The following is a 23,093-nucleotide window of genomic DNA, read 5'->3' as shown; positions in this document are numbered from 1 at the left end:
GCCTGGCTCGTAAGGGAACCTTTATAAGCGTGGTCAGTACCGCGCTTATAGAGGCTTCCGTAAACATCCGGGAACCGCAGTTCCCGGACAGTGACTTCTTTGTTACGCCCCGCGTTGCAGCAGCATCGACTTAATATGGCCGATGGCGCGCGTTGGGTTTAGGCCTTTCGGGCACACGCTCACACAGTTCATGATGCTGTGACAGCGGAAAACACTGAAAGCATCGTTTAGATTGTCGAGACGCGCATTGGTTTCCGTGTCGCGGCTGTCGATCAGGAAACGGTAAGCCGCCAGCAGGCCTGCCGGACCCACAAATTTGTCCGGGTTCCACCAGAACGACGGGCACGAGGTTGAGCAGCAGGCGCAGAGAATACACTCGTACAAACCATCAAGGTGCTCACGCTCAGCCGGGCTTTGTAGATGCTCGCGCGCCGGAGGATTTTCCCCATTATTCAACAGGAAAGGCTTAATCTTCTCATACTGTGCATAGAATTGTCCCATGTCTACCACGAGGTCGCGGATCACCGGCAAACCCGGGAGTGGACGGATGACAATTTTCTTCGAGCCGTTGCCCAGCGCAGAGATCGGCGTGATACACGCCAGACCATTTTTACCGTTCATGTTCAGACCATCTGAACCGCACACGCCTTCACGGCAAGAGCGACGGAAAGCCAGCGTCGGGTCTTTCTCTTTCAGACGGATCAGCGCATCCAACAGCATCATGTCGCGACCATCTTCCGACTCCAGGGTGTATTCCTGCATGCGGGGCTTGGCATCGACTTCTGGGTTGTAACGATAGATTGAAAATTCGAGTCTCATGATGATCTCCGCAATTAGTAAGTACGTGCTTTCGGCGGGAAGGCCGCACGCAGTTTCGGTTGCATGTTCACCTCACGGCGCGTCATGCTTTCCGTCTGCGGAACATAGAGACTGTGGCACAGCCAATTAGCATCATCGCGCTCCGGATAGTCGAAGCGGCTGTGTGCGCCACGGCTTTCGGTACGGAAGTTGGCGGCTACAGCTGTCGCGTAGGCGGTTTCCATCAGATTATCCAGCTCAAGGCACTCAATACGCTGGGTGTTGAAGTCTGGCGAACGGTCGTCAAGGCGCGCAGATTTCAGGCGCTCACGAATCACTTTCAGCTCTTCCAGACCTTCACGCATCGCCTCGCCGTCGCGGAAAACCGAGAAGTTATTCTGCATGCAACGCTGCAGCGCTTTACGGATTTCGACAGGATCTTCACCGGTGGTGTTATTTTCCCAACGGTTGAAGCGTGCCATCGCTTCATTGAGATTTTCCTGCGTGGCTTCACGCAGTTCACCCTGTTCTTCAATACACTCCAGCAGATGTACGCCGGCAGCGCGGCCGAACACCACCAGATCGAGCAGCGAGTTACCGCCGAGGCGGTTAGCACCGTGTACCGATACGCAGGCGATTTCGCCGACGGCAAACAGCCCCGGAATCACCACATCTTCGCCCTGCTCGTTTACGCGCAGCGCCTGCCCAGTCACTTTGGTCGGCACGCCGCCCATCATGTAGTGGCAAGTTGGGATCACCGGAATCGGTTCTTTAATCGGATCGACGTGAGCAAAGGTACGCGACAGCTCAAGGATGCCTGGCAGACGCGATTCCAGGACTTCAGCACCGAGATGATCGAGCTTCAGTTTAATATGCGGGCCCCACGGACCATCGCAGCCGCGACCTTCACGGATTTCCACCATCATCGAACGTGCTACCACGTCACGACCCGCCAGATCTTTGGCGTTCGGCGCATAACGTTCCATGAAGCGTTCACCGTGCTTATTCAGCAGGTAACCACCTTCACCACGGCAACCTTCGGTGACCAATACGCCCGCACCGGCAATGCCGGTTGGGTGGAACTGCCACATTTCCATATCCTGCACCGGCACGCCTGCGCGCAGCGCCATACCGACGCCGTCACCGGTGTTGATGTGGGCGTTAGTGGTGGATTGGTAAATACGGCCCGCGCCGCCGGTGGCGAGAATGGTCGCCTTGGCTTTGAAGTAGACGGTTTCGCCGGTTTCCATGCAGATGGCCGTACAGCCGACAATCGCACCGTCTTCGTTTTTCACCAGATCCAGCGCATACCATTCGGAGAAGATGGTGGTTTTGTTCTTCAGATTCTGCTGATACAGCGTATGCAGCAAGGCGTGGCCGGTACGGTCGGCAGCCGCAGCGGTACGCGCCGCCTGCTCACCGCCAAAGTTCTTCGACTGACCACCAAACGGACGCTGATAAACGCGGCCGTCATCCAGACGGGAGAATGGCAATCCCATATGTTCCAGTTCCAGAATCGCTTCCGGACCGACATGACACATATATTCGATCGCGTCCTGGTCGCCGATAAAGTCGGAACCTTTGACGGTGTCGTACATGTGCCATTCCCAGTTGTCTTCATGGGTGTTACCGAGCGCAACGGTGATACCGCCCTGCGCCGATACGGTATGGGAACGGGTTGGGAAAACTTTGGATAACAGGGCACAGGTTTGGCCCGATTGGGAGATTTGCAGAGCGGCGCGCATACCTGCACCACCCGCGCCGATCACCACGGCATCAAATTCTCTGACTGGCAAACTCATTTACACACCCCACACCACAACGATTCCATAAATTGCATACGACAACAGCGCAACCACAATCACAAACTGCAGCAGCAAACGGGTTGCTACCGGTTTCACATAGTCAGTCAACACCTGCCACATCCCAATCCAGCCGTGGATCAGAATCGAGAACAGCGTCAACATGGTGAACACTTTAGTGAAGGCGGATGAGAAGAAGCCGTGCCAGACGTCATACGTCAGCGTGCCTGTCATCACGACGAAACCGAGGATGTAGATAATGTAGAGCGTAATTAAGATTGCAGCAGCACGCAGTAACAGCCAGTCATGGATACCGTTGCGTCCTAATGCAGAAGCATTGCTTACCATACGAGGACTCCAGCCAAAATTGAGAGCACGACAGTGATAACAAAAGCCGCTTGCGCGGAACGGGTTCCCACCTGCAGGGTTTCTTCCATAAAGCCAAAATCAGCCAACATATGACGAATACCGCCCACAGCGTGATACGCCAGCGCAGTTAAAATGCCCCACATGATGAATTTGGCGAAGAAGCTATCCATGATGGATGCCGCTTGCTGGAAACCTTCTGGAGAGGAGAGAGAGAGACCCAGTAACCAGAGCAGAATTCCGAGGGCGACAAAGGTGATCACGCCGGAGACGCGGTGGAGAATGGACGATATTGCAGTAACGGGAAACCGGATCGTCGAGAGATCCAAGTTAACAGGTCTTTGTTTTTTCACGGTTTTGCCCACACAGCTCTTTTTTATTTTGCTTCCTCCGGTCCTGAGTTGCAACAGAGACACAGCATGTGTTCAGACTGCAACCGCCACCAAAATAGCAACATCCAGTGTTAATAAAGCGGGTAAAACGCTGGGTGGCTCCTGGTGTCAGGGTGTTCCGGAGACCTGGCCGCAGTATAGGAGGATCACATTCTGATTACAATTCCCCTACAATCTCTTTGGTCACATTTAGGTTGAACAGTGATCATGCTCACGAATTTCACAATTAATACATTTTTAATTATCTGATTTGACAAAAGATCAACATTTCAGTTACAAACAATCGCATTAAAGCCCTATGATGCACAAAAGTTATGGGGATACACTTTCCCCTAAGCTCAAGTTATGTAACATTGCCAATACAAGCATTACAAAGCATCAGGTTATTGGTTACCAAGAAGTTATGTCGTGACAGGAACTTTAACATCCTCGATGTGCAGCATGTCATGCCCCGATGCCACCGAATGGCCCAAATTCAGCGTTCACTCTGTAACCCTGCACGAACCACGTTACCGCAGAGTGATGCTGTGAAGATTGTGGTTTTATGCAACATGAAGGCTATTCTGGTGTCTAAGATCCTTACCTTAAAGGCGCTATGGAGACGAAATAATGACAGATAAAAAAGTGACGCTAACCCTACAAGATAATACGTCTGTTGAACTGGACGTGATGCAAGGCACGCTGGGACAAGATGTTGTTGATGTGCGCGCCCTTGGCTCACAAGGCCTGTTCACCTTCGATCCCGGCTTCACCTCTACGGCGTCCTGCGAATCTAAGATCACCTTTATCGACGGTGACGAAGGCATTCTGTTACACCGCGGTTTCCCGATTGACCAGCTGGCAACCCACTCTAACTATCTCGAAGTGTGTTACATCTTGCTGAATGGCGAAGCCCCGACCCAAGCCCAGTTTGAAGAGTTCCGCACCACCGTTACCCGCCACACCATGATTCATGAGCAAATTACTCGACTGTTCCACGGCTTCCGTCGCGATTCGCATCCAATGGCAGTGATGTGCGGTGTGACCGGGGCGCTGGCAGCGTTTTATCACGACTCCTTAGACGTCAACATTGAGCGTCACCGTGAAATCGCTGCATTCCGCCTGCTGTCGAAAATGCCGACCATGGCGGCGATGTGCTACAAATACTCGATTGGTCAGCCGTTTGTGTATCCACGCAACGACCTCTCTTATGCCGGTAACTTCCTGCACATGATGTTCGCCACGCCGTGCGAAGAGTACAAAGTGAACCCGGTACTGGAACGTGCGATGGATCGTATTCTGATTCTGCACGCCGACCACGAGCAAAACGCGTCTACTTCTACCGTACGTACCGCAGGCTCTTCAGGCGCCAACCCGTTTGCCTGTATCGCCGCCGGTATCGCTTCACTGTGGGGACCGGCGCACGGCGGTGCCAACGAAGCGACACTGCGCATGCTGGAAGAGATCAGCACCGTTGATCACATCCCAGAATTCGTTAAACGCGCGAAAGACAAGAACGACTCGTTCCGTCTGATGGGCTTTGGCCACCGCGTGTACAAAAACTACGATCCGCGTGCCACCGTGATGCGCGATACCTGTCACGAAGTGCTGAATGAACTGGGCATGAAAGATGATCTGCTGGAAGTGGCGATGGAGCTGGAACACATTGCGCTGAACGACCCGTACTTCATTGAACGTAAACTCTATCCAAACGTCGATTTCTACTCAGGCATTATTCTGAAAGCGATGGGTATTCCGTCTTCCATGTTTACCGTTATCTTCGCGATGGCGCGTACCGTGGGCTGGATTGCACACTGGAAAGAGATGCACGACGAAGGCATGAAGATTGCGCGTCCGCGTCAGCTGTATACCGGTTACACCGAGCGTCCCTTTACCTCGGCGCTGGATAAATAAGAGAAAGGCGGCCAAATGGCCGCCTTTTTTATTGCGTGATAAATCGCGCCGCTACGACTGGCATCCCGGACACCAGTAAAACGGCCGCGATGACAACACGCCCTTCTCAATCACCGCGCCGCACCGCCGACATTTCTTACCCTGCCGATGAAACACCTCGAAGCGAAAAGCCGCATCCTCGTGATACTTCTTCATACTGCCACGCATCTGATACGACAAGCGCGGCACCGCCAGCATCGCCTCACTCAGCGCCGTTAACTGCTGTTCGCTCAGATCCTGGGCCCGATGTGACGCCAGCAGTCCGGCGTGCCACAAAATCTCCACCCGCAGATAATTTCCCAAGCCGGCGAGAAAAGCCTGATCGAGCAGCAAGCCGCTGAACTGGCGACGACGAAAACGTGGCGACAGCAGACGATCGCGCACCTCCTCAACCGTTAAGCTGGCATCCAGCACATCCGGGCCCACGCGCTGCAAAAACGGATGCGCGGCTAAGGTATCGGCATTGAGCAGCTCAATATCCGACGCGCTATACAGCAAAATGGTTTTATCCGCAGTTGCGAGCCGCACGCGTAGCTGGCGCGTGGTATTCGGCTGCGTACCGGTGGGCACCACACGCCACACGCCGTACAGCTGATTGTGGCTGTAGAGCGTTAACCCGTTGGAGAAGTGTGTGAGCAGCGCTTTACCGCGCGTTTCGAAGGCATTGATGGTGGCGTCCATCAATGCCGGTTCGTAGGTCTTTAGCGCCGGAAAGGCAAACCACACATCGGTGAGCGGTTTGCCAACCATTGCCTCTGCCAGTTGATCCGCTGCGCGGCGGATCTCCGGTCCCTCAGGCATAAAAACTCCGGTTAATGGGTGGCGCCACCAACGACGCGGATATCACTTTCCGTGCTCAGGATAACCTGCAGCGAAGTCTCCAGCACCTGAATGACGCTGGCGGTGGCCATACTTGCCACACCAGGGTGATTTACCGCTTGTTCCGGCATGTACGGGATGTGAATAAAGCCGCCGCGCGCCTTGCTGTTAGTGGTATGAATCCAGTGCAGCAGGCTGTACATCACGTGATTACAAGTGAAGGTACCGGCAGTTTGCGATACCGAAGCCGGCACGCCCACTTCGCGCAGTGCGGCAACCATCGCTTTGATCGGCAGCGTAGAGAAATAGGCTGCCGGGCCATCGGCCTCAATCGGCTGATCGATCGGCTGCTGCTGATCGTTATCCGCAATGCGTGCGTCATCCACGTTAATAGCGACGCGTTCAACGGTAATATCGGCGCGGCCTCCGGCTTGCCCAACGCACAACACGCGATCGGGTTGAATCTCCTCCAGTGCGCGCGTCAGCACCTCACCACAGGTGGCAAATACCACCGGCAGCTGGCGCACCACAATGCGCGCACCGGCGATCTCTTTACCGTCGAAGCTGCGCACCGCTTCCCACGAAGGATTGATACTTTCGCCACCAAAGGGCTCAAATGCCGTCATTAACACCGTTTTCATGGCAACCTCACAAGAACATCAGGAAGTAGAGCAGGAAAATATTCACTACCAACAGTAGCACACCGGTTGGCACCTGAGCCTTGATCACCGCGTTGCGGTCTGGCAGCTCCAGCAGGCGCGCCGGCACGATGTTGAAGTTGGCCGCCATCGGCGTCATCAGCGTGCCGCAATAGCCGGAGAACATACCAATCGCCGCCATCACCGCCGGATTACCGCCGTGTTGCAGCACCAGAATCGGAATACCAATGCCCGCCGTGACGATCGGGAAGGCGGCAAACGCATTGCCCATTACCATGGTCAGCAACGCCATGCCACCCGCATAGACCGCGACGGCAATCAGACGATTATCAACCGCCAGATACTGCTCGGTGAGATGCGAAATCGCCGTGCCGACCCCGGCGCTGGTGAACAGCAGGCCGAGCGTGGCCAGGATCTGCGGAAGAATAAACGCCCAACCCACAGCGTCCAGCAGGCGACGGGTTTCCTGCATCGACTGCAGCGGCTTTTCATGGGTAATTTTCAACGCAATCAGCCAGCCCAGCAGGCAGCCAATCATCATTGAGAACAGTGTCACCAGCGTGGAGTGATTGCCCGGGCCAAACACGGTGTCCTGCAAACCGGGAATATGGTTAAACGCCAGTACGCCAATCACTGTCACCAGCGGAATCGCCAGCGCCGGCAGGAACAGTTTGTTGCGCAGACGCATTGCGCTTTCCTGCTTCTGCTCATCACTGCGCTGATGATAGCGGCCCAAACGCACGCCGCCGAAACCGGCGATTAACGCCATCAACACCACGGCAACGCCCACGCCGATATGCAACCAGCGGCGGCCCAGTTCGGCATCACCCGCCCATTGCCCCATCAGCTGATAGGCACCATCACCAATCAGGAAAATCAGACCATACAGTGCCCAGAACAGGCCAGTGGTGAAACGGCGCGGGTTGGCGCTGTCACGCCAGGAAAGTACCGCGACAACCAGCAGGATCACCCCTGCCAGCCACATCAAATATTGTTGCTGGAACATTACTTTCCTCCTTTGGCGTTCAGCGCCTGCTGGTTCAACGCGCCCAATTCACGCGAGAGTTGACGATCAAGACGCACCAGACGGGCTGAATGAATGAGGAAAGCACAAATTGCGGTAGGAATGCCCCACAGCGCGATATGCAGCGGTTCAGTGCTGATACCGGCAGATTCCTGCATAAAGTTATGCATGAAGATAATCGCGCCAAAGGCAACGAAGATATCCTCGCCAAAGAACAGACCAATGTTATCGGTCGCCGCAGACATGGCGCGCAGACGGTGACGCACTTCTGGCGGGACTTCACCGTAGCGATTTTCCGTGGCGCCTTCCGCCATCGGTGCCAGCAGCGGACGCACCATCTGCGGATGGCCGCCAAGGCTGGTTAAGCCCAGCGCGGCGGTAGCTTCACGCACGAACAGGTAGACGATCAGCAAGCGACCCGCCGTAGCGGTTTTGATCTGCGCGATCCAGCTTTGCGCGCGCTCTTTCAAGCCATGACGCTCCAGCAGGCCGATAACCGCCAGCGGCAGCAGCAGAATCAGCGGCAGGTTACGCGTATTGAGGAAGCCAGAACCGAGTTTTTCCAAAATATCCGCCAGCGGCAGATGCGCCGCCAGCCCGGTGACGAAGCCCGCTACAATGACCACCAGCACCGGGTTAAAGCGCAGCACAAAACCCACAATGATGGCGGCAATGCCCAGCAGCGGCCAGAGGTTAACCACGTTATCCATGTTGTTCCCTTATGTGAAAAGACAAAGCCCGGCATGATGCCGGGCAATAAGTAAAAAGTTATGCGCTGGTGACAGCAATCCGATGCGTCGCAAATGCCGCACGCAATGTGCGGGCGAACTGCAGCGCATGCGCGCCGTCACCGTGTAAACAAACGGTTTCCGCGTTGACCTTCACCCATTCGCCGCTGATGCTTAGCACCTGACGCTGCTGCACCATCGCCAGCGTTTGCGCCAGCGCCTGATCGGCATCTTCAATCATCGCCTTAGGCTGACTGCGGGGTACTAAAGCCCCGCTTGCCAGATAGCCACGATCGGCAAACACCTCTTCGCGCGTGCGCAAACCATGATGCGCCGCCGCCGTAATCGAGGCGCTGCCCGCCAATCCCACCAGAATCAATCCGCTATCCACGGCTTTTACCGCGCGCGCGATAGCATCTGCTAACTGCGGATCGCCCGCAGCCTGGTTATACAGCATGCCGTGCGGCTTGACGTGCACCAGTCGTTCACCTTCACTTTCCGCAATACTTTTTAGCGCACCAATCTGATAGATCATCTGCGCATACACCGTTTCGGGCGGCAGCTGCATGGCGGTGCGGCCAAAGTTTTCCCGATCGGGGAAGCTCGGATGGGCACCGATCGCCACGCCAGACGCTTTCGCCCAGCGCACCGATTGCAGCATGGTTTGTGCATCACCGGCGTGGAAGCCACAGGCGATATTGGCTGAACTGACCAGCGTCAGCAGCGCCTGATCGCTGGCGCTGCCTTCGCCGAGATCGGCGTTAAGATCAATCTTCATGTGCCAGTCCCCAAGCCATTTGGTCGAACGAACGTTGTTGATGCTGTTTGGCGCTGATCGCATCCTCCAGCGTGCAGTGAATAAAGTGAATGGGCTCGCCAAGGCGAATTTGCGCCAGATGGTAGAGATCGGCTTCGATAACGCAGGCAATGCGTGGATAACCGCCGGTGGTCTGGGCATCGGCCATCAACACAATCGGTTGGCCGTTAGGCGGTACCTGCACCACGCCGGGCACCAAACCGTGTGATAGCAAATCGCGCGTGGCATCGCGCTTCAGTTCACGTCCCTGCAAGCGATAGCCCATACGGTTGCTTTGTGGGCTGAGTTTCCACGGACTGCGCCAGAAACCTTGCTGCGCCTCACGGGAGAACTCGTTATATTCCGGGCCCGCTAAGGCACGAATGCGGTTGCCCCACAGCAACTGGCGCACGCCGGCTTTATCATGGAAGTCACGCGTCGGTTTGCCCAACGGCAGTTCGTCGCCGTCCTGCAATTTACGTCCCTGCCAGCCGCCAAATGCCGCCTTGAGATCGGTACTAACCGAACCGAGCATTTCCGGCACGGCAAAGCCACCGTTCACCGCCAGATAACTGCGCATACCGCGCGTTGGCGTCGCCAGCGTCAGCACCTGACCTTTTTTCATCGGTAGTCGCCAGCCGGTCCAGACGGGATTGCCATCCAGATCTGCATTGCAGCCGGCGCCCGTCAGCGCAAACCAGCCATCGCGGGTAAACTGCACTTTAAGTTGTCCCAGCACGATTTCCAGCACCGCGCTCTGCTCGGGGTTGCCCACCAGCATATTGGCGGTACGCATTGCCGGTTGATCGAGCGCGCCGCCAACGCTGATGCCATATTGGCGGAAGCCGGTGCGGCCGTAGTCCTGTAGCGAGGTCATCATGCCTGCGCGAAGAATTTTTAACATACGCCCTCCTGCTGCGGCACAAAACGCACACTATCGCCGGGACGTAGCAGTGTTGGCGGATGCTGAAGCGGATCGAAGAGGCTAAGCGGCGTGTGTCCAATCAGTTGCCAACCGCCGGGCGCGGCTAGTGGATAGATGCCGGTTTGGCTGCCGCCAATGCCCACGGAGCCACTCGGTACAATCACACGCGGTTCGGCGCGGCGCGGCGTGTGTAAACGCTCATCCAAACCACCGAGGTACGGGAAACCGGGCTGGAAGCCGATGAAATAGACCACGTAATCGATGCTGCTGTGCAGTTCTACCGCTTGCTTTGGCGTCATATTGGCGCGATCGGCGACCACTTGCAGATCCGGTCCGCCTGCACCGCCGTACACCACAGGGATTTCGACCCGGCGCGACTCAGGCAGTTGCGCTTCACTCTCCTCCCACCAACGCTGCAAACGTTCAATGGCATCCAATGCATTGAGTTGCGGATCGCGCAGCAGCAGCGTCAGGTTGTTCATTCCAGGAATGACTTCCTCTACCTGCTCGTTCTGCTGCAAACGCTGACATAATCCCCAGATGCGCTGCTGGCTGGCCAACGAAACCGGCGGTTCCAGCTCCAGCACCACCGCGCGCTCACCTAGCAGATAACAACGTGCTCGTTGCAAAAACAACCTCCTGGTAAAAGTCAAAACATGTCGCGGAACGAATGTTATAGGGGCGCCATGAATGGCAACCGCATGTATCGTTTATGCGTAAAGGCCATAAGTTATGCGAAAGTGACAGAGATGTGTCAACAGATTTGCGCCCCTAACGCAGGTTAAGGGCGTGAAAGGGGAGAAATCAGGCAGGATTGTCGATGTCGATAAAGGTCACATCAAGGCCGTGATGGGCAGCTAACCACTCGCCCAGCGCCTTGATTCCACCGCGTTCGGTTGCGTGGTGTCCAGCGGCAAAGAAATGTAAACCTTGTTCGCGTGCGCTGTGGATGGTTTGCTCAGACACTTCACCGGTAATAAAGGCATCGACGCCAAAGGCGGCTGCGCTATCGATAAAGCCCTGACCGCCGCCGCTGCACCACGCAATGCGCTTTATCAGCGCAGGGGCGTTGTCACTGCAGTGCAGCGGCGTGCGGCCTAAACGCTGGGCAATTTTCTCTGCCAGCGCCGCGCCACTTAAGGGTGCTGCCAGCTCGCCCCACGGCACCAGCGGCTGAATCTCGCCTTTAACTTCAATATCAAACAAGCGCGCCAGCTGTGCGTTGTTACCCAACTCGGGATGCGCATCCAGCGGCAGATGCCAGCCGTACAGGTTGATATCATTTGCCAATAACGTACGCAGACGCTGGCGCTTCATGCCTTTAATTACCGGCGCTTCGCTCTTCCAGAAGTAACCGTGATGCACCAGCACTGCATCGGCGTTGCGCTTTACCGCTTCATCCAGCAACGCCTGACAGGCGGTAACGCCGGTGATGATGGTTTTCACCTCGGCGCGCCCTTCAACCTGCAAACCGTTCGGCGCATAGTCGCTGAAGGCGCTGTTATTCAATTGCTGGTTGACGATCTGTTCTAACTCGACATTATTCATTACGGCTCCCTGACCGCCTTAAGCCGCGCTGCGAGCGCGCTCAAAGGCGTCTAGTGTCTTTTTACGTGCTTCCTTATGTTCCACGATTGGCGCTGGATAATCGAGTTTCTTGTTATTTTTCTGCGCCCATACCTGCGGCTGATGGATATCACTGTCGGGCACTTCGCTGAGTTCAGGCAGCCACTGCCGGATAAAGTCGCCCTGTTTATCGAAGCGCTCGCCCTGCGTGGTCGGATTGAAAATACGAAAATAGGGCGCGGCATCGGTGCCAGTTGACGCGGCCCACTGCCAGCCGCCGTTATTGGCGGCAAGATCGCCATCGATCAACTGTTGCATGAAATAACGCTCGCCTTCACGCCAGTCGATTAACAGATCCTTCACCAGGAAACTGGCGGTAATCATGCGCAGACGGTTATGCATCCAGCCCAGCGTGTTGAGCTGACGCATCGCCGCATCAACAATGGGATAGCCGGTTTTGCCCTGTTGCCAGGCTTTAAGATGCGCTTCGTTTTGCTGCCAATCCACGTTGCGCGTCCAGTCGACAAATGGCTGATGCTTACACAAGGCCGGAAACGCCACCATCAGATGACGGTAAAACTCGCGCCAGATCAGTTCGTTCAGCCAGGTAAAGGCTTTGCCTTCGTTAAGCGCATCAGGATGCTCTTTTAACACCCGGTGCAAGCACTGGCGCGGCGACAGCACGCCAATCGCCAGATAGGCCGATAAACGGCTGGTGCCATCAATGGCCGGTAAATCACGCTGCTCCGGATAATGTTGCACCGCCTGTTGGGCAAAGTGACGCAGCTGTTTTAACGCCGCCTCTTCACCAGCCGGAAACCAGCTTTCATCAAAGGCTTCACAAGGATAATCAAAGGCGGGAATCTTTTTTTCGATGCTGATAGGCGCACCGTCACGCGCTTTCGGTGCGTGATAGCACTCCGGAAGTCCTTGATGCAAGCGACGAACATAGGCTCTGCTAAACGGCGTGAACACTTTGAACATGGTATTACTGCCGGTTTGCACACTGCCCGGCGGCAGTAGCAGACTGTCGTCGAATCCCTGACAAATTACGCCTTGCGCGTCCAGGCGCTTTTCTGCCTGAGCATCGCGTTCTCGTTCGTTGATTTCGTACTGATAGTTATAGAACAGCGCATCAACCTGCTGTTGCTGGCAAAATTCGGCCAGGTAATCAATTGAAGCGGCAAAGTCATCGCACTGATGGTAATGCAATGGAATGCCGCGTTCGGCCAGCGATTGCTGCAATAAACAGAGATTTTGCTGGATGAATGCGGCCTGCTTCGGCGCCATCTGATGCTGCTGCCATTGCTGCGGTGTGGCGATGAACAGCGCAATCACTTTGGTTTGACTATCGCGGCAGGCAGCGGCCAGCGCCATGTTGTCATTGATGCGCAGATCGTTACGCAACCAAACTAAATGGGTGGTCATAAAGCCCCGAAATTATTGCCCGTAGCGCAAACGTAGCGCTTCCGGGTAAGGATCAAAGTAACGTTGCTGAGCCAGCCACGGGTGTGGATACTCCGCCATGTAGTGTTTCAGCATGGTTATCGGCGCTAATAAAGGTTGCACGCCAAGACGATAGCGATCGATAAGTTGTGCCAGCTCCTGCCGCTGTGGCGAACTCAGTTGCGGACGGAAATAGCCTTGTACATGCATCAGCACATTGGTGTGATTACGACGTGATGCCTGATGCGACATAAGATGCATCAGGCGATTGCGGTACTCGCAGGCATAATCTTCAAGCGAATCCCACTGATCCATCGCCGCGACAAAGCGGCCCATTTCACGGTATTCATCCTGCGCATGAGAGAGCAATAGCAGTTTATAGCGGCTATGAAAGGCCATCAGCTTGTGACGCGACAGGCCGCTGCGCCACATCTCGTTGAATTCGTGCAGCGCGTAAACGCGGCCGATAAAGTTTTCGCGAATGGCATCATCGTGCAGGCGTCCATCCTCTTCCAGCGGTAACCACGGCATCTCTTTCTGCAGAAATGCGGTGAACATGCCGGTGCCCGCTTTACGATTGTTGTTGGTTTCGGGTTCATAAACGCGCACGCGCTCCAACCCACAGCTTGGCGATTTAGCACACAGAATGTAGCCGCACAGATGATGCAGCGATTTCACACGCTCTGCGGACCAGCGCTGCATCTTATCGGTAACTTCTTCGCCGCCATCCTTGCTGAAACAGAGATGAATATTGTCATCACTCTCTTTAACCAGACGCAAAGCCGGACGCGGTGTCGGTAAGCCAATTGCCATTTCAGGACAAATAGGTTCGAAGCGCACAAATGGCACGAGTTCATCAGTAGCGAACGTAAAACGTTTATGACCGCCATCGAATCGGACTTTATCCCCGAGCAAACAAGCGCTGATACCGACAGGAATTTTCTCGCTCATACTTGTACAACCTCTGAAATCTTGTAGAGGTTTTAAGTGTAGCTGAATTAGCGTGGGATAACAGTGGCAAGGTAAGCAAGGAGTGAAAATTATCAATAAAAAAACCCGGCGCTTCACGGGAAGTCGCCGGGTTAATGATGCGTAGAAATCGCTTACCAGTGAATTCCGGCAGCCGCTTCCGACTGCGCCAGCCATACCGGTTTAGTACTGGTTTTGCACCACATGCGATGCAGGTAACTGTACAAACGTGCACGATCTGAGCGGAATAACATGACTGGCAGCGCCAGCAAACCGATTGCTACCACCAGCACGCGGCGCAATACGATTTTATACAGTGGATATGCTCTATCCATTTTTTGGCCCCCTTGTGGTAAACGTTGCGTTGAAATGTGATCTGGTTCAGATATTACCCGTTATTGTGTAATTTTACTACTCATCCGACCACCTTATTTGTGCTTTTTTCAATCACTTTGCGCCGGGATGAAATTTAGTTACATAATTGTGAATTAAAGGTTCTTTGCGAGTTAATATCTTCGTGACGGACGGCGGGCCGCTTTATTGCTAAAGTGATACGTTAACTTTTTTGCCGCTGGAGGCAGCGTGACGACCATCTTGATAGTGGAAGATGAAAAAGAGATTCGCCGTTTCGTGCGCCTGGCGCTGGAGAGCGAGGGCCTGAAGATTGTGGAAGCTGAACAGCTGCAGCGCGGCCTGATTGAGGCGGCCACGCGTAAGCCCGATCTGGTCATCCTGGATCTTGGCTTGCCCGATGGCGATGGCAATGACTTTATCCGTGAAGTACGCCAGTGGAGCAGCATGCCGGTGATTGTGTTGTCGGCTCGCAGCGATGAGCAGGATAAAATTGATGCGCTGGACGCCGGTGCGGATGATTATCTGACCAAGCCATTCGGTATTGGTGAACTGCTGGCGCGCGTGCGCGTGGCGCTGCGTCGTCATCAAAGCAGCCAGCCTGAACCGATTGTGAAATTTGGTGAAGTGAGCGTCGATTTGGCAGCGCGCCGCGTGCTGCGCAATGAACAGGAAGTGCATCTGACGCCGACTGAATTCCGTCTGCTGAGCTTACTCCTGAATAATGCCGGCAAAGTGCTGACGCAACGTCAGTTGCTTAATCAGGTTTGGGGGCCAAATGCGGTGGAGCACAGCCACTACTTGCGCATCTATATGGGCCATTTGCGGCAGAAGCTGGAAGCCAATCCGACACAGCCAAGCCATTTGCTGACAGAAACCGGTATCGGCTACCGTTTTATGCCATAAAAAAAGGCCGCTAAGCGGCCTTTTCTCTTCACTGATCTAATCAGGCGTTTTTCAGCACTTCACTAACAATCTCAACCGCTTCTTTCTCAATTTGCTGACGATGTTCAGCACCAAGGAAGCTCTCGCAGTAAATTTTGTAAGCGTCTTCAGTACCCGACGGACGTGCGGCAAACCAGCCGTTCTCCGTCATCACTTTCAGACCACCGATTGACGCACCGTTACCCGGCGCGGCAGTCAGGCGTGCGGTGATCGGATCACCTGCCAGTGTATCAGCGCTCACCATTTCTGGTGACAGCTTAGACAGCGCCGCTTTCTGTGCCGAAGTCGCCGGTGCCTGCAGACGGTTATAACTTGGCGCACCAAAGCGCTCAGCCAGCTCGTCATAATGCTGCTGCGGGTTCTTGCCGGTTACCGCCGTAATTTCTGCGGCCAGCAGGCACAGAATGATGCCGTCTTTATCGGTTGACCAGGCTGAGCCATCGAAACGCAGGAAGGATGCGCCCGCGCTCTCTTCACCGCCGAAGCCAAAGCTGCCATCGAACAGACCATCAACGAACCATTTGAAACCAACCGGTACTTCCACCAGCTTACGGCCAATGTCGTTGACAACGCGGTCAATCATTGCGCTGGAAACCAGGGTTTTACCCACAGCAACGTCTTTGCCCCACTGTGGGCGATGCTGGAAGAGGTAGTTGATCGCTACCGCCAGATAGTGGTTCGGATTCATCAGACCCGCAGGCGTGACGATACCGTGACGGTCGTAATCGGGATCGTTACCAAAGGCCAGGTCGAATTTGTCTTTATACGCCAGCAAACCGGCCATCGCGCACTCTGATGAGCAGTCCATACGCACCACGCCATCTTTATCCAGATGCATGAAACGGAAAGTTTGATCGATCGCATCGTTAACGATGGTCAGATCAAGCTGGTAATGCTCAGCGATGCGCTGCCAGTAAGCAATGCCAGAACCGCCTAACGGATCCACGCCAATTTTCAGACCCGCTTTCTGGATGGAGGCGAAGTCAATCACCTGCGCCAGACCTTCAACGTACGGCTGGATCAGATCCTGCTCAACGATGTGACCGCTCGCCCATGCCTGATCCAGCGGCAGACGTTTCACGTCTTTCAGCTCGCCTTTGATCAGCTGGTTAGCGCGATCTTCTACCACTTTGGTAACGTTGGTATCAGCCGGGCCACCGTTTGGCGGATTGTATTTGATACCACCATCTTCCGGTGGGTTGTGTGAAGGCGTGATAACGATGCCGTCCGCCTGCGCGCCGCCGCGTTTGTTGTGCTCAAGAATGGCGTTAGAGATGGCAGGCGTCGGCGTATAACCGTTGTCCTGCTGCACAATCACGTCCACGCCGTTAGCGGCCAACACTTCCAGCACTGACAGAATTGCTGGCTCAGACAGCGCATGCGTGTCTTTACCGACGTAGCATGGACCGGTGATGCCGTTCTTTTTGCGCTCTTCAGCAATTGCCTGGGCGATCGCTAAAATGTGCTGTTCATTGAAGCTTTGGCGTCCCGCGCTGCCGCGGTGGCCTGAAGTGCCAAATTTCACCGCATGATCCGGATTCGCCACATCGGGCTTCAGGACGTAATACTGCGAGGTTAATTGTGCAACGTTAATCAAATCGCTCTGCTGGGCAGGCTGCCCAGCACGGGGGTGATTGGCCATTGGCGCTTCTCCCTGACGCTTCAGTTAAATGGTGCCGCGAACTTTCTCTGTCAGTTCCTGTGGGAACTGCATAGCCAGCATGATGTGTTCCACCATGCTGCATTTGCGACCTGTATTGGTATTCGTGATCACCCAGTACGGTGTGCCGGGAACGTGCTTAGGCTTGGTATGGGTGCCATTTTGCAGCAGCGTGTGCTCGTCGCCCGCAAAGTAGACGCGGGTACGGCCCTGCAGCGAGGCAGTAGCTTCAGCAAACGCAGCCGGATCAAGACGATAGAGCGTTGACAGTACCAACATAAAGCGGTTAACCGCCTTATTCTGCTCGGCATATTCATCGGAAAGCAGCAGTTCACGCACCGCACGAACGCGATCCTGAGGACGCGCTTCGCGGCTGGCAGATTGAGCTTCTTTCATTGATGCTCCAGCGGCAGGCGCAGCAGGTGCGCTCTGTCCGGCGGTAAACTTCAACATGCGGCGCAAAATATCTGAGGCGCTTTCACCAATGTGCTGCGTGTGGCTGGCAATATAACGGTAGAGTTCTTCGTCAACTTCAATCGTTTTCATCTTTTTCCGTACGATTCTGGCAAATGACAGAACCACGCATTATTGCAACGGCTTTAGCAAAATCCAGTCGTGCAAAATGTGAGCGGGTTCTAACATAAGGATTATAAAGTTAAATCCGTGGCAGCCGATAGCGTTGGCAACGTTTCCGGGCAAAAGTCGGAATATGCCCTAATGCCCACCGGCCTGACTGCTGGACAGGTGAATCCATGATAACCTAAGCCAAGGTCACAACCGTAAGAACTTTAGCCATGATTTTAAACGCCCGTCTGCAAACTGAACAATCTACCCCTGATGCCACGCCGATTCTGTTAATCCATGGTCTTTTTGGTAGCCTTGATAATCTTGGCGTGCTGGCGCGAGGTGTGCGCGATGCTCGTCCCACACTGCAGGTTGATGTGCGTAACCACGGCTTGTCCCCGCGAAGCGATGTGATGAACTATCACGCCATGGCACAGGACATTGTCGCAACGCTGGATGCGCACAACATCGATCGCGCTGGCGTGATCGGCCACTCAATGGGTGGCAAAATCGCCATGGCGCTCAGCGCGATTGCGCCAGAACGCATTGAAAAAATGGTGATGATCGATATCGCGCCCGTTGATTATCAGACACGCCGCCATGACGAAATTTTTGCCGCTATTCGTGCCGTCACCGCTGCGGGCGTCACGCGTCGCAGTGAAGCCGCTGAAGTGATGCGTCAGCATATTGCTGAGGATGGCGTGATCCAGTTTATCCTTAAGTCTTTCGCTGAAGGCGAATGGCGCTTTAACGTGCCCGTGCTGTGGGATAACTACAGCACCCTATCCGGCTGGGAGGAAATTCCTGCGTGGTCGCATCCGGCACTGTTTATCCGCGGCGGCGATTCGCCTTATCTGGATAATCAGCATCGCGAAGCCCTGCTGCGTCAGTTCCCGCAGGCGCATGCGCACGTGATCAACGGCGCCGGACATTGGGTGCATGCTGAGAAACCCGATGCGGTGTTACGCGCCGTTCGGCGTTTCTTTAACCTGTAAAAGCAAAAGCTTGCCGCTTGCGCTTTAGGATTGGCGTCAGGGAAGGCGCTGGAGTATGATGTCGCGCTAAAAATTTGCCACAGCGTGTTTTTCGCCGTGGTCGGGCCGATAATGTTTTAATCGCGCAGCGCCTTTCCGCCGTTCGCGCCCACTCAGTTTTACAAACCATGGCAAAAGAACAGACAGACCGCACTACGCTTGATCTCTTCGCAGACGAGCGGCGTCCTGGTCGCCCGAAAACTAGCCCGCTGACGCGTGATGAACAGTTACGCATCAACAAACGTAATCAGCTCAAGCGCGATAAAGTGCGTGGGCTGCGTCGTGTTGAGCTGAAGATGTCGAGCGAAGCGGTTGACGCGCTCAGCACGCTGGCCGATCAGCAAAATATCAGTCGCAGCGAATTGATTGAACAAATGCTGCTGGCACAGCTCAAACTGTCGTAACGCGCGAAGACCGCACGCTGGAACACAAAGTCACGGCTTTACACGTTCCGCACTTTTTACCGGTCTGCTATTATTCGCATAACTGTGCAGTCAACTGACTTACATTCACAATCAGGATTTAAGAGGTTACCTAACCCATGGCAATCGTAGGCATTTTCTTCGGCAGCGATACCGGCAACACTGAAAATATTGCAAAGATGATCCAGAAACAACTGGGTAAAGATGTCGCCGAAGTGCATGACATTGCTAAGAGCACCAAAGAAGATCTCGAGGCGTTCGACATCCTGCTGCTGGGCATTCCAACCTGGTATTACGGCGAAGCGCAGTGTGACTGGGATGATTTCTTCCCGACGCTGGAAGAGATTGACTTCAATGGCAAGCTGGTAGCGTTGTTTGGTTGTGGCGATCAGGAAGATTACGCTGAGTACTTCTGTGATGCGATGGGCACCATCCGTGACATCATCGAGCCGAACGGTGCGGTGATCGTCGGTCACTGGCCAACTGAAGGCTATCATTTTGAAGCATCAAAAGGCCTGGCCGATGATAAAAACTTCCTTGGTCTGGCTATCGACGAAGATCGTCAGCCGGAATTGACCAACGAACGTGTTGAGAAGTGGGTTAAGCAGATCTTTGACGAGCTGCAGCTGAAAGAGATTATTGAAGCCTGATTCCCTGCTCTGCCCGATGTGGGCGTAATCTCACATCGGGTAACGGAATTTCCTATAAAAATAATAGCTACGGTTTTTTAACTTTTCCCCGCAAATCTGTAGAATACCCGCAATGGTCATCCGCTTATTCCTCTGGCAGTAGAATGAGGCTGAGTGAAATGGAATCCAAAACCCAAGCGTCATGAAGACGTTAGTGACATTATCCTTACAGCCTTTGGTGATTAAGGACGTTGCTTTGGTTTTCATTTCACTGCTTGAGTTCTATAATGAGACGCAAATGAGAATGCGCGTTGACCTAAACATTCAAGGCCCCTGCGCCGCAAGTGACTAGCAAAGTAACAGGACAATATCCGCATGACTGACAACAACTCCGCATTGAAGAAGGCTGGCCTGAAAGTCACGCTACCCAGACTGAAAATTCTGGAAGTGCTTCAGGGACCTGGCCCCGAGTCCCATCACGTCAGTGCGGAAGATTTGTACAAGCGCCTGATTGATATGGGCGAAGAGATTGGCCTGGCGACGGTGTATCGCGTTCTTAACCAGTTTGACGACGCGGGCATCGTAACCCGTCATAACTTTGAAGGCGGTAAATCTGTCTTCGAACTGACTCAGCAGCATCACCATGATCACTTGATTTGCCTGGATTGTGGCAAAGTTATCGAATTCAGCGATGAATCAATTGAAACGCGTCAGCGTGAAATTGCCACTCGCCATGGCATCAAACTCAGCAACCACAGCCTGTACCTCTACGGTCACTGTGCGCTGGGAGACTGCCGCGAAGACGACTCGCTCCACGATAAGTAATTGAGTGTGCTATGCAGTATAAAAAAACCGGCGCTTGAGCCGGTTTTTTTATACCTGAAATCAGGCAACGAAAGTTTCTTGCAGGTAACGCCAGCGAGGAATGGTGGTGCTGCAATCCAGTACCGCCAGTGAAATGCGGCTCTGATTGGTACCGTTCATCATCTGTAATTCACGATACTGAATCGTCACTTCCTCGCTTTGCTGCGAAATGATGGCGTGCTCACTGGTCGCAATGCGCATACCTTCACGCTGTCCCTGCAGCTGGCGAAAAAGCACTTCCATTTCGTTGAGATCCAATCTTTTGCCTTGCGGCGTCACCATTTTAAATTCGGGATGAAAGTACGACAAAAACAGGTCAATACTGTCGTCGCTACCTTCTGCCTGATTGAAAATACGTTCGATAAGCTGATGTAAAACGACCACGCTATGCTTAGCTTCCTGAGCGAGACTTGTCATTTTTTTTCCTTAGATAACCCGCGGAGCAACGTCTGAGAGCGCATAGCCTACCTGAAAAAAAGTTTTTCACACTGGCAAATGGGTTAATTATTCTAAAGTCAGAATAGTCGCAAATGAGGAATTATAGGCTTGATGAGGCGGGCAGCATAAAAGGTTGTAGCTTGCCAAATAGAGATAATAAAAAAGGGCGATTGCTCGCCCTTACATGATCATATCGCGTGATGTCAAAAACGCTTAATCGCCGATCTTTGCCCAGGTATCACGCAAGCCAACGGTGCGGTTAAACACCAGTTTGGATGGCTGTGAATACACACTATCAGCACAGAAATAACCTTCGCGTTCAAACTGGTACGCTGCCATTGGCTCGGCTACACGTAGACCTGGCTCAACGAAGCCTTGTTTAGTCTCCAGTGAGTTCGGGTTAATGGTGGTGAGGAAATCCTCAGCCGCGCCCGGATTTGGCACACTGAACAGACGATCATACAGGCGGAATTCCGCTGGCAACGCGTGAATAGCAGAAACCCAATGGATGACGCCTTTCACTTTACGGCCATCAGCTGGATCTTTGCTCAGAGTATCAACGTCGCAGGTACAGTAGATGCAGGTGATATTACCTTCATCGTCCTTCGCCACACGTTCGGCACGGATCACGTAGGCATTACGCAGACGCACTTCTTTACCCAGCACCAGACGTTTATATTGCTTGTTGGCTTCTTCACGGAAGTCAGCGCGATCGATCCACACTTCACGGCTGAATGGCACTTCACGCGTGCCCATCTCCGGTTTGTTCGGATGATTCGGCATGCTGATGATCTCTTCATGACCTGCAGGCAGGTTCTCGATTACGACCTTCAGCGGATCCATTACAGCCATGGCACGTGGCGCGTTTTCATTGAGATCGTCACGAATGCACGATTCTAATGACGCCATCTCCACGATATTGTCCTGCTTGGTTACGCCGATGCGGCGGCAGAACTCACGGATAGAAGCGGCGCTGTAACCACGACGACGCAGACCGGAAACGGTCAGCATGCGCGGATCGTCCCAGCCTTCTACAACCTTCTCGCTTACCAACTGAGTCAGTTTACGCTTCGACATCACGGCGTATTCCAGATTCAGGCGCGAGAACTCATACTGACGCGGATGCACTGGGATAGTGATGTTATCCAGCACCCAATCGTACAAGCGACGGTTATCCTGGAACTCCAGCGTGCAGAGAGAATGCGTAATGCCTTCAATCGCATCCGAAATGCAATGCGTGAAGTCGTACATCGGATAGATGCACCACTTGCTGCCGGTCTGATGGTGATCGGCAAACTTAATGCGGTACAGCACCGGATCGCGCATCACGATAAAGCTGGACGCCATATCGATTTTGGCACGCAGACAAGCTTTGCCCTCTTCGAAACCGCCATCGCGCATCTTCTGGAACAGCGCTAAGTTTTCTTCCACGCTGCGATCGCGATACGGGCTGTTTTTGCCCGGCGCCGTCAGGGAACCGCGATACTCACGAATTTCATCCGCCGACAGTTCATCAACGTATGCCAGACCTTTGTTAATCAGCTCAACCGCATAGTTGAACAATTGGTCGAAGTAGTCTGAGGAGTAACGAATGTTGCCGCTCCACTCAAAGCCCAGCCATTGCACGTCACGCTTAATGGATTCGACAAACTCCAGATCTTCTTTTACCGGATTAGTGTCATCGAAACGCAGATTGCACTCACCTTGGTAGTCTTGTGCGATACCAAAGTTCAGGCAGATAGACTTCGCATGGCCAATATGCAGATAACCATTGGGCTCAGGCGGGAAACGGGTATGCACACTGCTGTGCTTACCGCTCGCCAAATCTTCGTCGATGATCTGACGAATAAAGTTCGTTGGGCGGGCTTCAGCCTCACTCATCTCAAAATCCTCAAAAACTATAACGGGTGATTTGTACCACGAAGTAACGGAGTATGATCCACAAAGCGCAGGAGGGAAACAAC

Annotated in this window: 25 protein-coding genes; 6 read left to right on the top strand and 19 right to left on the bottom strand. The window is 54.0% G+C overall.

What is annotated here, in order from left to right:
* Nucleotides 1-102 precede the first annotated feature (102 nt).
* The 4 genes from AC6I8K_RS05615 to sdhC are packed head-to-tail and all read right to left on the bottom strand — an operon-like array spanning nucleotide 103 to nucleotide 3,331.
* A complete protein-coding gene (locus AC6I8K_RS05615) occupies nucleotides 103-819 on the bottom strand; it encodes a succinate dehydrogenase iron-sulfur subunit (protein WP_007890649.1) in 717 nt (238 codons plus the stop codon).
* A gap of 14 nt (nucleotides 820-833) precedes the next feature.
* Nucleotides 834-2,600 carry a succinate dehydrogenase flavoprotein subunit gene (gene sdhA / locus AC6I8K_RS05610; RefSeq protein WP_497826357.1) on the bottom strand — a complete coding sequence of 589 codons (1,767 nt, stop codon included), beginning with the start codon at nucleotides 2,598-2,600 and terminating at the stop codon, nucleotides 834-836.
* On the bottom strand, nucleotides 2,601-2,948 hold the full coding sequence (gene sdhD, locus AC6I8K_RS05605; RefSeq protein ID WP_064740586.1) for a succinate dehydrogenase membrane anchor subunit: 348 nt from the start codon (nucleotides 2,946-2,948) through the stop codon (nucleotides 2,601-2,603).
* Nucleotides 2,942-3,331 (bottom strand): succinate dehydrogenase cytochrome b556 subunit, encoded by a 390-nt coding sequence (gene sdhC, locus AC6I8K_RS05600; protein ID WP_036621571.1) that lies wholly within the window; start codon nucleotides 3,329-3,331, stop codon nucleotides 2,942-2,944. The genes sdhD and sdhC overlap by 7 nt, the downstream gene beginning before the upstream one ends.
* A 636-nt stretch (nucleotides 3,332-3,967) precedes the next feature.
* On the opposite strand from sdhC, the gene AC6I8K_RS05595 reads away from it, so the two are divergent.
* Entirely contained in the window at nucleotides 3,968-5,251 is a 1,284-nt protein-coding gene (locus AC6I8K_RS05595; RefSeq protein WP_008107361.1) for a citrate synthase, read from the top strand.
* Nucleotides 5,252-5,302: 51 nt separating this feature from the next.
* Here AC6I8K_RS05595 and nei read toward each other — a convergent pair whose 3' ends face one another.
* From nei to AC6I8K_RS05540, 11 genes are all read right to left on the bottom strand, one after another.
* The gene (gene nei, locus AC6I8K_RS05590) at nucleotides 5,303-6,091 is read right to left on the bottom strand and encodes an endonuclease VIII (RefSeq protein WP_064740584.1); all 789 of its coding nucleotides are present in this window, start codon (nucleotides 6,089-6,091) and stop codon (nucleotides 5,303-5,305) included.
* A gap of 11 nt (nucleotides 6,092-6,102) precedes the next feature.
* Complete coding sequence (gene pcp / locus AC6I8K_RS05585; protein ID WP_497826356.1) at nucleotides 6,103-6,750, bottom strand: pyroglutamyl-peptidase I; 648 nt, start codon at nucleotides 6,748-6,750, stop codon at nucleotides 6,103-6,105.
* Between the two features lie 7 nt (nucleotides 6,751-6,757).
* Complete coding sequence (locus AC6I8K_RS05580; RefSeq protein ID WP_483817009.1) at nucleotides 6,758-7,774, bottom strand: DUF979 domain-containing protein; 1,017 nt, start codon at nucleotides 7,772-7,774, stop codon at nucleotides 6,758-6,760.
* On the bottom strand, nucleotides 7,774-8,502 hold the full coding sequence (locus AC6I8K_RS05575) for a DUF969 domain-containing protein (RefSeq protein ID WP_064740581.1): 729 nt from the start codon (nucleotides 8,500-8,502) through the stop codon (nucleotides 7,774-7,776). The genes AC6I8K_RS05580 and AC6I8K_RS05575 overlap by 1 nt, the downstream gene beginning before the upstream one ends.
* 58 nt (nucleotides 8,503-8,560) lie before the next feature.
* On the bottom strand, nucleotides 8,561-9,298 hold the full coding sequence (pxpA, locus tag AC6I8K_RS05570; protein WP_483817008.1) for a 5-oxoprolinase subunit PxpA: 738 nt from the start codon (nucleotides 9,296-9,298) through the stop codon (nucleotides 8,561-8,563).
* Nucleotides 9,288-10,220: a 5-oxoprolinase subunit PxpC gene (gene pxpC, locus AC6I8K_RS05565; protein WP_497826355.1), complete on the bottom strand. Its 933-nt coding sequence runs from the start codon at nucleotides 10,218-10,220 to the stop codon at nucleotides 9,288-9,290. The genes pxpA and pxpC overlap by 11 nt, the downstream gene beginning before the upstream one ends.
* The gene (gene pxpB / locus AC6I8K_RS05560) at nucleotides 10,214-10,870 is read right to left on the bottom strand and encodes a 5-oxoprolinase subunit PxpB (RefSeq protein ID WP_497826354.1); all 657 of its coding nucleotides are present in this window, start codon (nucleotides 10,868-10,870) and stop codon (nucleotides 10,214-10,216) included. The genes pxpC and pxpB overlap by 7 nt, the downstream gene beginning before the upstream one ends.
* A 175-nt stretch (nucleotides 10,871-11,045) precedes the next feature.
* Nucleotides 11,046-11,789, bottom strand: a complete 744-nt coding sequence (locus tag AC6I8K_RS05555; protein WP_064740577.1) for a type 2 GTP cyclohydrolase I — start codon at nucleotides 11,787-11,789, stop codon at nucleotides 11,046-11,048.
* A gap of 18 nt (nucleotides 11,790-11,807) precedes the next feature.
* The gene (gene phrB / locus AC6I8K_RS05550) at nucleotides 11,808-13,235 is read right to left on the bottom strand and encodes a deoxyribodipyrimidine photo-lyase (protein WP_483817005.1); all 1,428 of its coding nucleotides are present in this window, start codon (nucleotides 13,233-13,235) and stop codon (nucleotides 11,808-11,810) included.
* 12 nt (nucleotides 13,236-13,247) lie between these two features.
* A complete protein-coding gene (locus tag AC6I8K_RS05545) occupies nucleotides 13,248-14,204 on the bottom strand; it encodes a YbgA family protein (protein ID WP_064740575.1) in 957 nt (318 codons plus the stop codon).
* 152 nt (nucleotides 14,205-14,356) lie between these two features.
* Nucleotides 14,357-14,557, bottom strand: coding sequence for a YbfA family protein (locus AC6I8K_RS05540; RefSeq protein ID WP_008107019.1), 201 nt, complete (start codon nucleotides 14,555-14,557; stop codon nucleotides 14,357-14,359).
* A 247-nt stretch (nucleotides 14,558-14,804) separates the two neighbouring features.
* Between AC6I8K_RS05540 and kdpE the strand changes: the two genes are divergently transcribed.
* The gene (gene kdpE, locus AC6I8K_RS05535; RefSeq protein ID WP_064740574.1) at nucleotides 14,805-15,479 is read left to right on the top strand and encodes a two-component system response regulator KdpE; all 675 of its coding nucleotides are present in this window, start codon (nucleotides 14,805-14,807) and stop codon (nucleotides 15,477-15,479) included.
* 40 nt (nucleotides 15,480-15,519) lie between these two features.
* Here the strand turns inward: kdpE and pgm are convergent, their stop codons facing one another.
* Both pgm and seqA read right to left on the bottom strand, forming a co-directional pair.
* Entirely contained in the window at nucleotides 15,520-17,160 is a 1,641-nt protein-coding gene (gene pgm, locus AC6I8K_RS05530) for a phosphoglucomutase (alpha-D-glucose-1,6-bisphosphate-dependent) (RefSeq protein WP_497826353.1), read from the bottom strand.
* A gap of 24 nt (nucleotides 17,161-17,184) precedes the next feature.
* Nucleotides 17,185-17,724: a replication initiation negative regulator SeqA gene (gene seqA, locus AC6I8K_RS05525; protein WP_497826352.1), complete on the bottom strand. Its 540-nt coding sequence runs from the start codon at nucleotides 17,722-17,724 to the stop codon at nucleotides 17,185-17,187.
* Between the two features lie 248 nt (nucleotides 17,725-17,972).
* Here seqA and ybfF point away from each other — a divergent pair, with 248 nt between their 5' ends.
* The 4 genes from ybfF (at nucleotide 17,973) to fur (ending at nucleotide 20,652) form a co-directional block, all read left to right on the top strand.
* Nucleotides 17,973-18,737 (top strand): esterase, encoded by a 765-nt coding sequence (gene ybfF / locus AC6I8K_RS05520; RefSeq protein ID WP_497826351.1) that lies wholly within the window; start codon nucleotides 17,973-17,975, stop codon nucleotides 18,735-18,737.
* Nucleotides 18,738-18,904: 167 nt separating this feature from the next.
* Entirely contained in the window at nucleotides 18,905-19,180 is a 276-nt protein-coding gene (gene ybfE, locus AC6I8K_RS05515) for a LexA regulated protein (protein ID WP_007890670.1), read from the top strand.
* A gap of 137 nt (nucleotides 19,181-19,317) precedes the next feature.
* On the top strand, nucleotides 19,318-19,848 hold the full coding sequence (gene fldA / locus AC6I8K_RS05510) for a flavodoxin FldA (RefSeq protein WP_110865727.1): 531 nt from the start codon (nucleotides 19,318-19,320) through the stop codon (nucleotides 19,846-19,848).
* A gap of 354 nt (nucleotides 19,849-20,202) precedes the next feature.
* Nucleotides 20,203-20,652, top strand: a complete 450-nt coding sequence (fur, locus tag AC6I8K_RS05505; protein ID WP_064740568.1) for a ferric iron uptake transcriptional regulator — start codon at nucleotides 20,203-20,205, stop codon at nucleotides 20,650-20,652.
* 60 nt (nucleotides 20,653-20,712) lie between these two features.
* Here the strand turns inward: fur and AC6I8K_RS05500 are convergent, their stop codons facing one another.
* Both AC6I8K_RS05500 and glnS read right to left on the bottom strand, forming a co-directional pair.
* Nucleotides 20,713-21,108: a hypothetical protein gene (locus AC6I8K_RS05500; RefSeq protein ID WP_483817002.1), complete on the bottom strand. Its 396-nt coding sequence runs from the start codon at nucleotides 21,106-21,108 to the stop codon at nucleotides 20,713-20,715.
* Between the two features lie 234 nt (nucleotides 21,109-21,342).
* Nucleotides 21,343-23,010 (bottom strand): glutamine--tRNA ligase, encoded by a 1,668-nt coding sequence (glnS, locus tag AC6I8K_RS05495; RefSeq protein ID WP_483817001.1) that lies wholly within the window; start codon nucleotides 23,008-23,010, stop codon nucleotides 21,343-21,345.
* Nucleotides 23,011-23,093: the final 83 nt, after the last annotated feature.

It is taken from the genome of Pantoea sp. X-Soil-ISGK-421 (genome assembly GCF_059730785.1).
The sequence above is the reverse complement of the archived record's forward strand: the minus strand, read 5'-3'. Positions and strand labels throughout refer to the sequence as shown.

Bases quoted from the DNA above. Each gene is read 5' to 3' on its own strand.
- AC6I8K_RS05615 (WP_007890649.1), bottom strand. From the start codon at position 819: ATGAGACTCGAATTTTCAATCTATCGTTACAACCCAGAAGTCGATGCC.
- sdhA (WP_497826357.1), bottom strand. From the start codon at position 2,600: ATGAGTTTGCCAGTCAGAGAATTTGATGCCGTGGTGATCGGCGCGGGT.
- sdhD (WP_064740586.1), bottom strand. From the start codon at position 2,948: ATGGTAAGCAATGCTTCTGCATTAGGACGCAACGGTATCCATGACTGG.
- AC6I8K_RS05595 (WP_008107361.1), top strand. From the start codon at position 3,968: ATGACAGATAAAAAAGTGACGCTAACCCTACAAGATAATACGTCTGTT.
- nei (WP_064740584.1), bottom strand. From the start codon at position 6,091: ATGCCTGAGGGACCGGAGATCCGCCGCGCAGCGGATCAACTGGCAGAG.
- pcp (WP_497826356.1), bottom strand. From the start codon at position 6,750: ATGAAAACGGTGTTAATGACGGCATTTGAGCCCTTTGGTGGCGAAAGT.
- AC6I8K_RS05580 (WP_483817009.1), bottom strand. From the start codon at position 7,774: ATGTTCCAGCAACAATATTTGATGTGGCTGGCAGGGGTGATCCTGCTG.
- AC6I8K_RS05575 (WP_064740581.1), bottom strand. From the start codon at position 8,502: ATGGATAACGTGGTTAACCTCTGGCCGCTGCTGGGCATTGCCGCCATC.
- pxpA (WP_483817008.1), bottom strand. From the start codon at position 9,298: ATGAAGATTGATCTTAACGCCGATCTCGGCGAAGGCAGCGCCAGCGAT.
- pxpC (WP_497826355.1), bottom strand. From the start codon at position 10,220: ATGTTAAAAATTCTTCGCGCAGGCATGATGACCTCGCTACAGGACTAC.
- AC6I8K_RS05555 (WP_064740577.1), bottom strand. From the start codon at position 11,789: ATGAATAATGTCGAGTTAGAACAGATCGTCAACCAGCAATTGAATAAC.
- phrB (WP_483817005.1), bottom strand. From the start codon at position 13,235: ATGACCACCCATTTAGTTTGGTTGCGTAACGATCTGCGCATCAATGAC.
- AC6I8K_RS05545 (WP_064740575.1), bottom strand. From the start codon at position 14,204: ATGAGCGAGAAAATTCCTGTCGGTATCAGCGCTTGTTTGCTCGGGGAT.
- AC6I8K_RS05540 (WP_008107019.1), bottom strand. From the start codon at position 14,557: ATGGATAGAGCATATCCACTGTATAAAATCGTATTGCGCCGCGTGCTG.
- pgm (WP_497826353.1), bottom strand. From the start codon at position 17,160: ATGGCCAATCACCCCCGTGCTGGGCAGCCTGCCCAGCAGAGCGATTTG.
- seqA (WP_497826352.1), bottom strand. From the start codon at position 17,724: ATGAAAACGATTGAAGTTGACGAAGAACTCTACCGTTATATTGCCAGC.
- ybfF (WP_497826351.1), top strand. From the start codon at position 17,973: ATGATTTTAAACGCCCGTCTGCAAACTGAACAATCTACCCCTGATGCC.
- ybfE (WP_007890670.1), top strand. From the start codon at position 18,905: ATGGCAAAAGAACAGACAGACCGCACTACGCTTGATCTCTTCGCAGAC.
- fldA (WP_110865727.1), top strand. From the start codon at position 19,318: ATGGCAATCGTAGGCATTTTCTTCGGCAGCGATACCGGCAACACTGAA.
- fur (WP_064740568.1), top strand. From the start codon at position 20,203: ATGACTGACAACAACTCCGCATTGAAGAAGGCTGGCCTGAAAGTCACG.
- AC6I8K_RS05500 (WP_483817002.1), bottom strand. From the start codon at position 21,108: ATGACAAGTCTCGCTCAGGAAGCTAAGCATAGCGTGGTCGTTTTACAT.
- glnS (WP_483817001.1), bottom strand. From the start codon at position 23,010: ATGAGTGAGGCTGAAGCCCGCCCAACGAACTTTATTCGTCAGATCATC.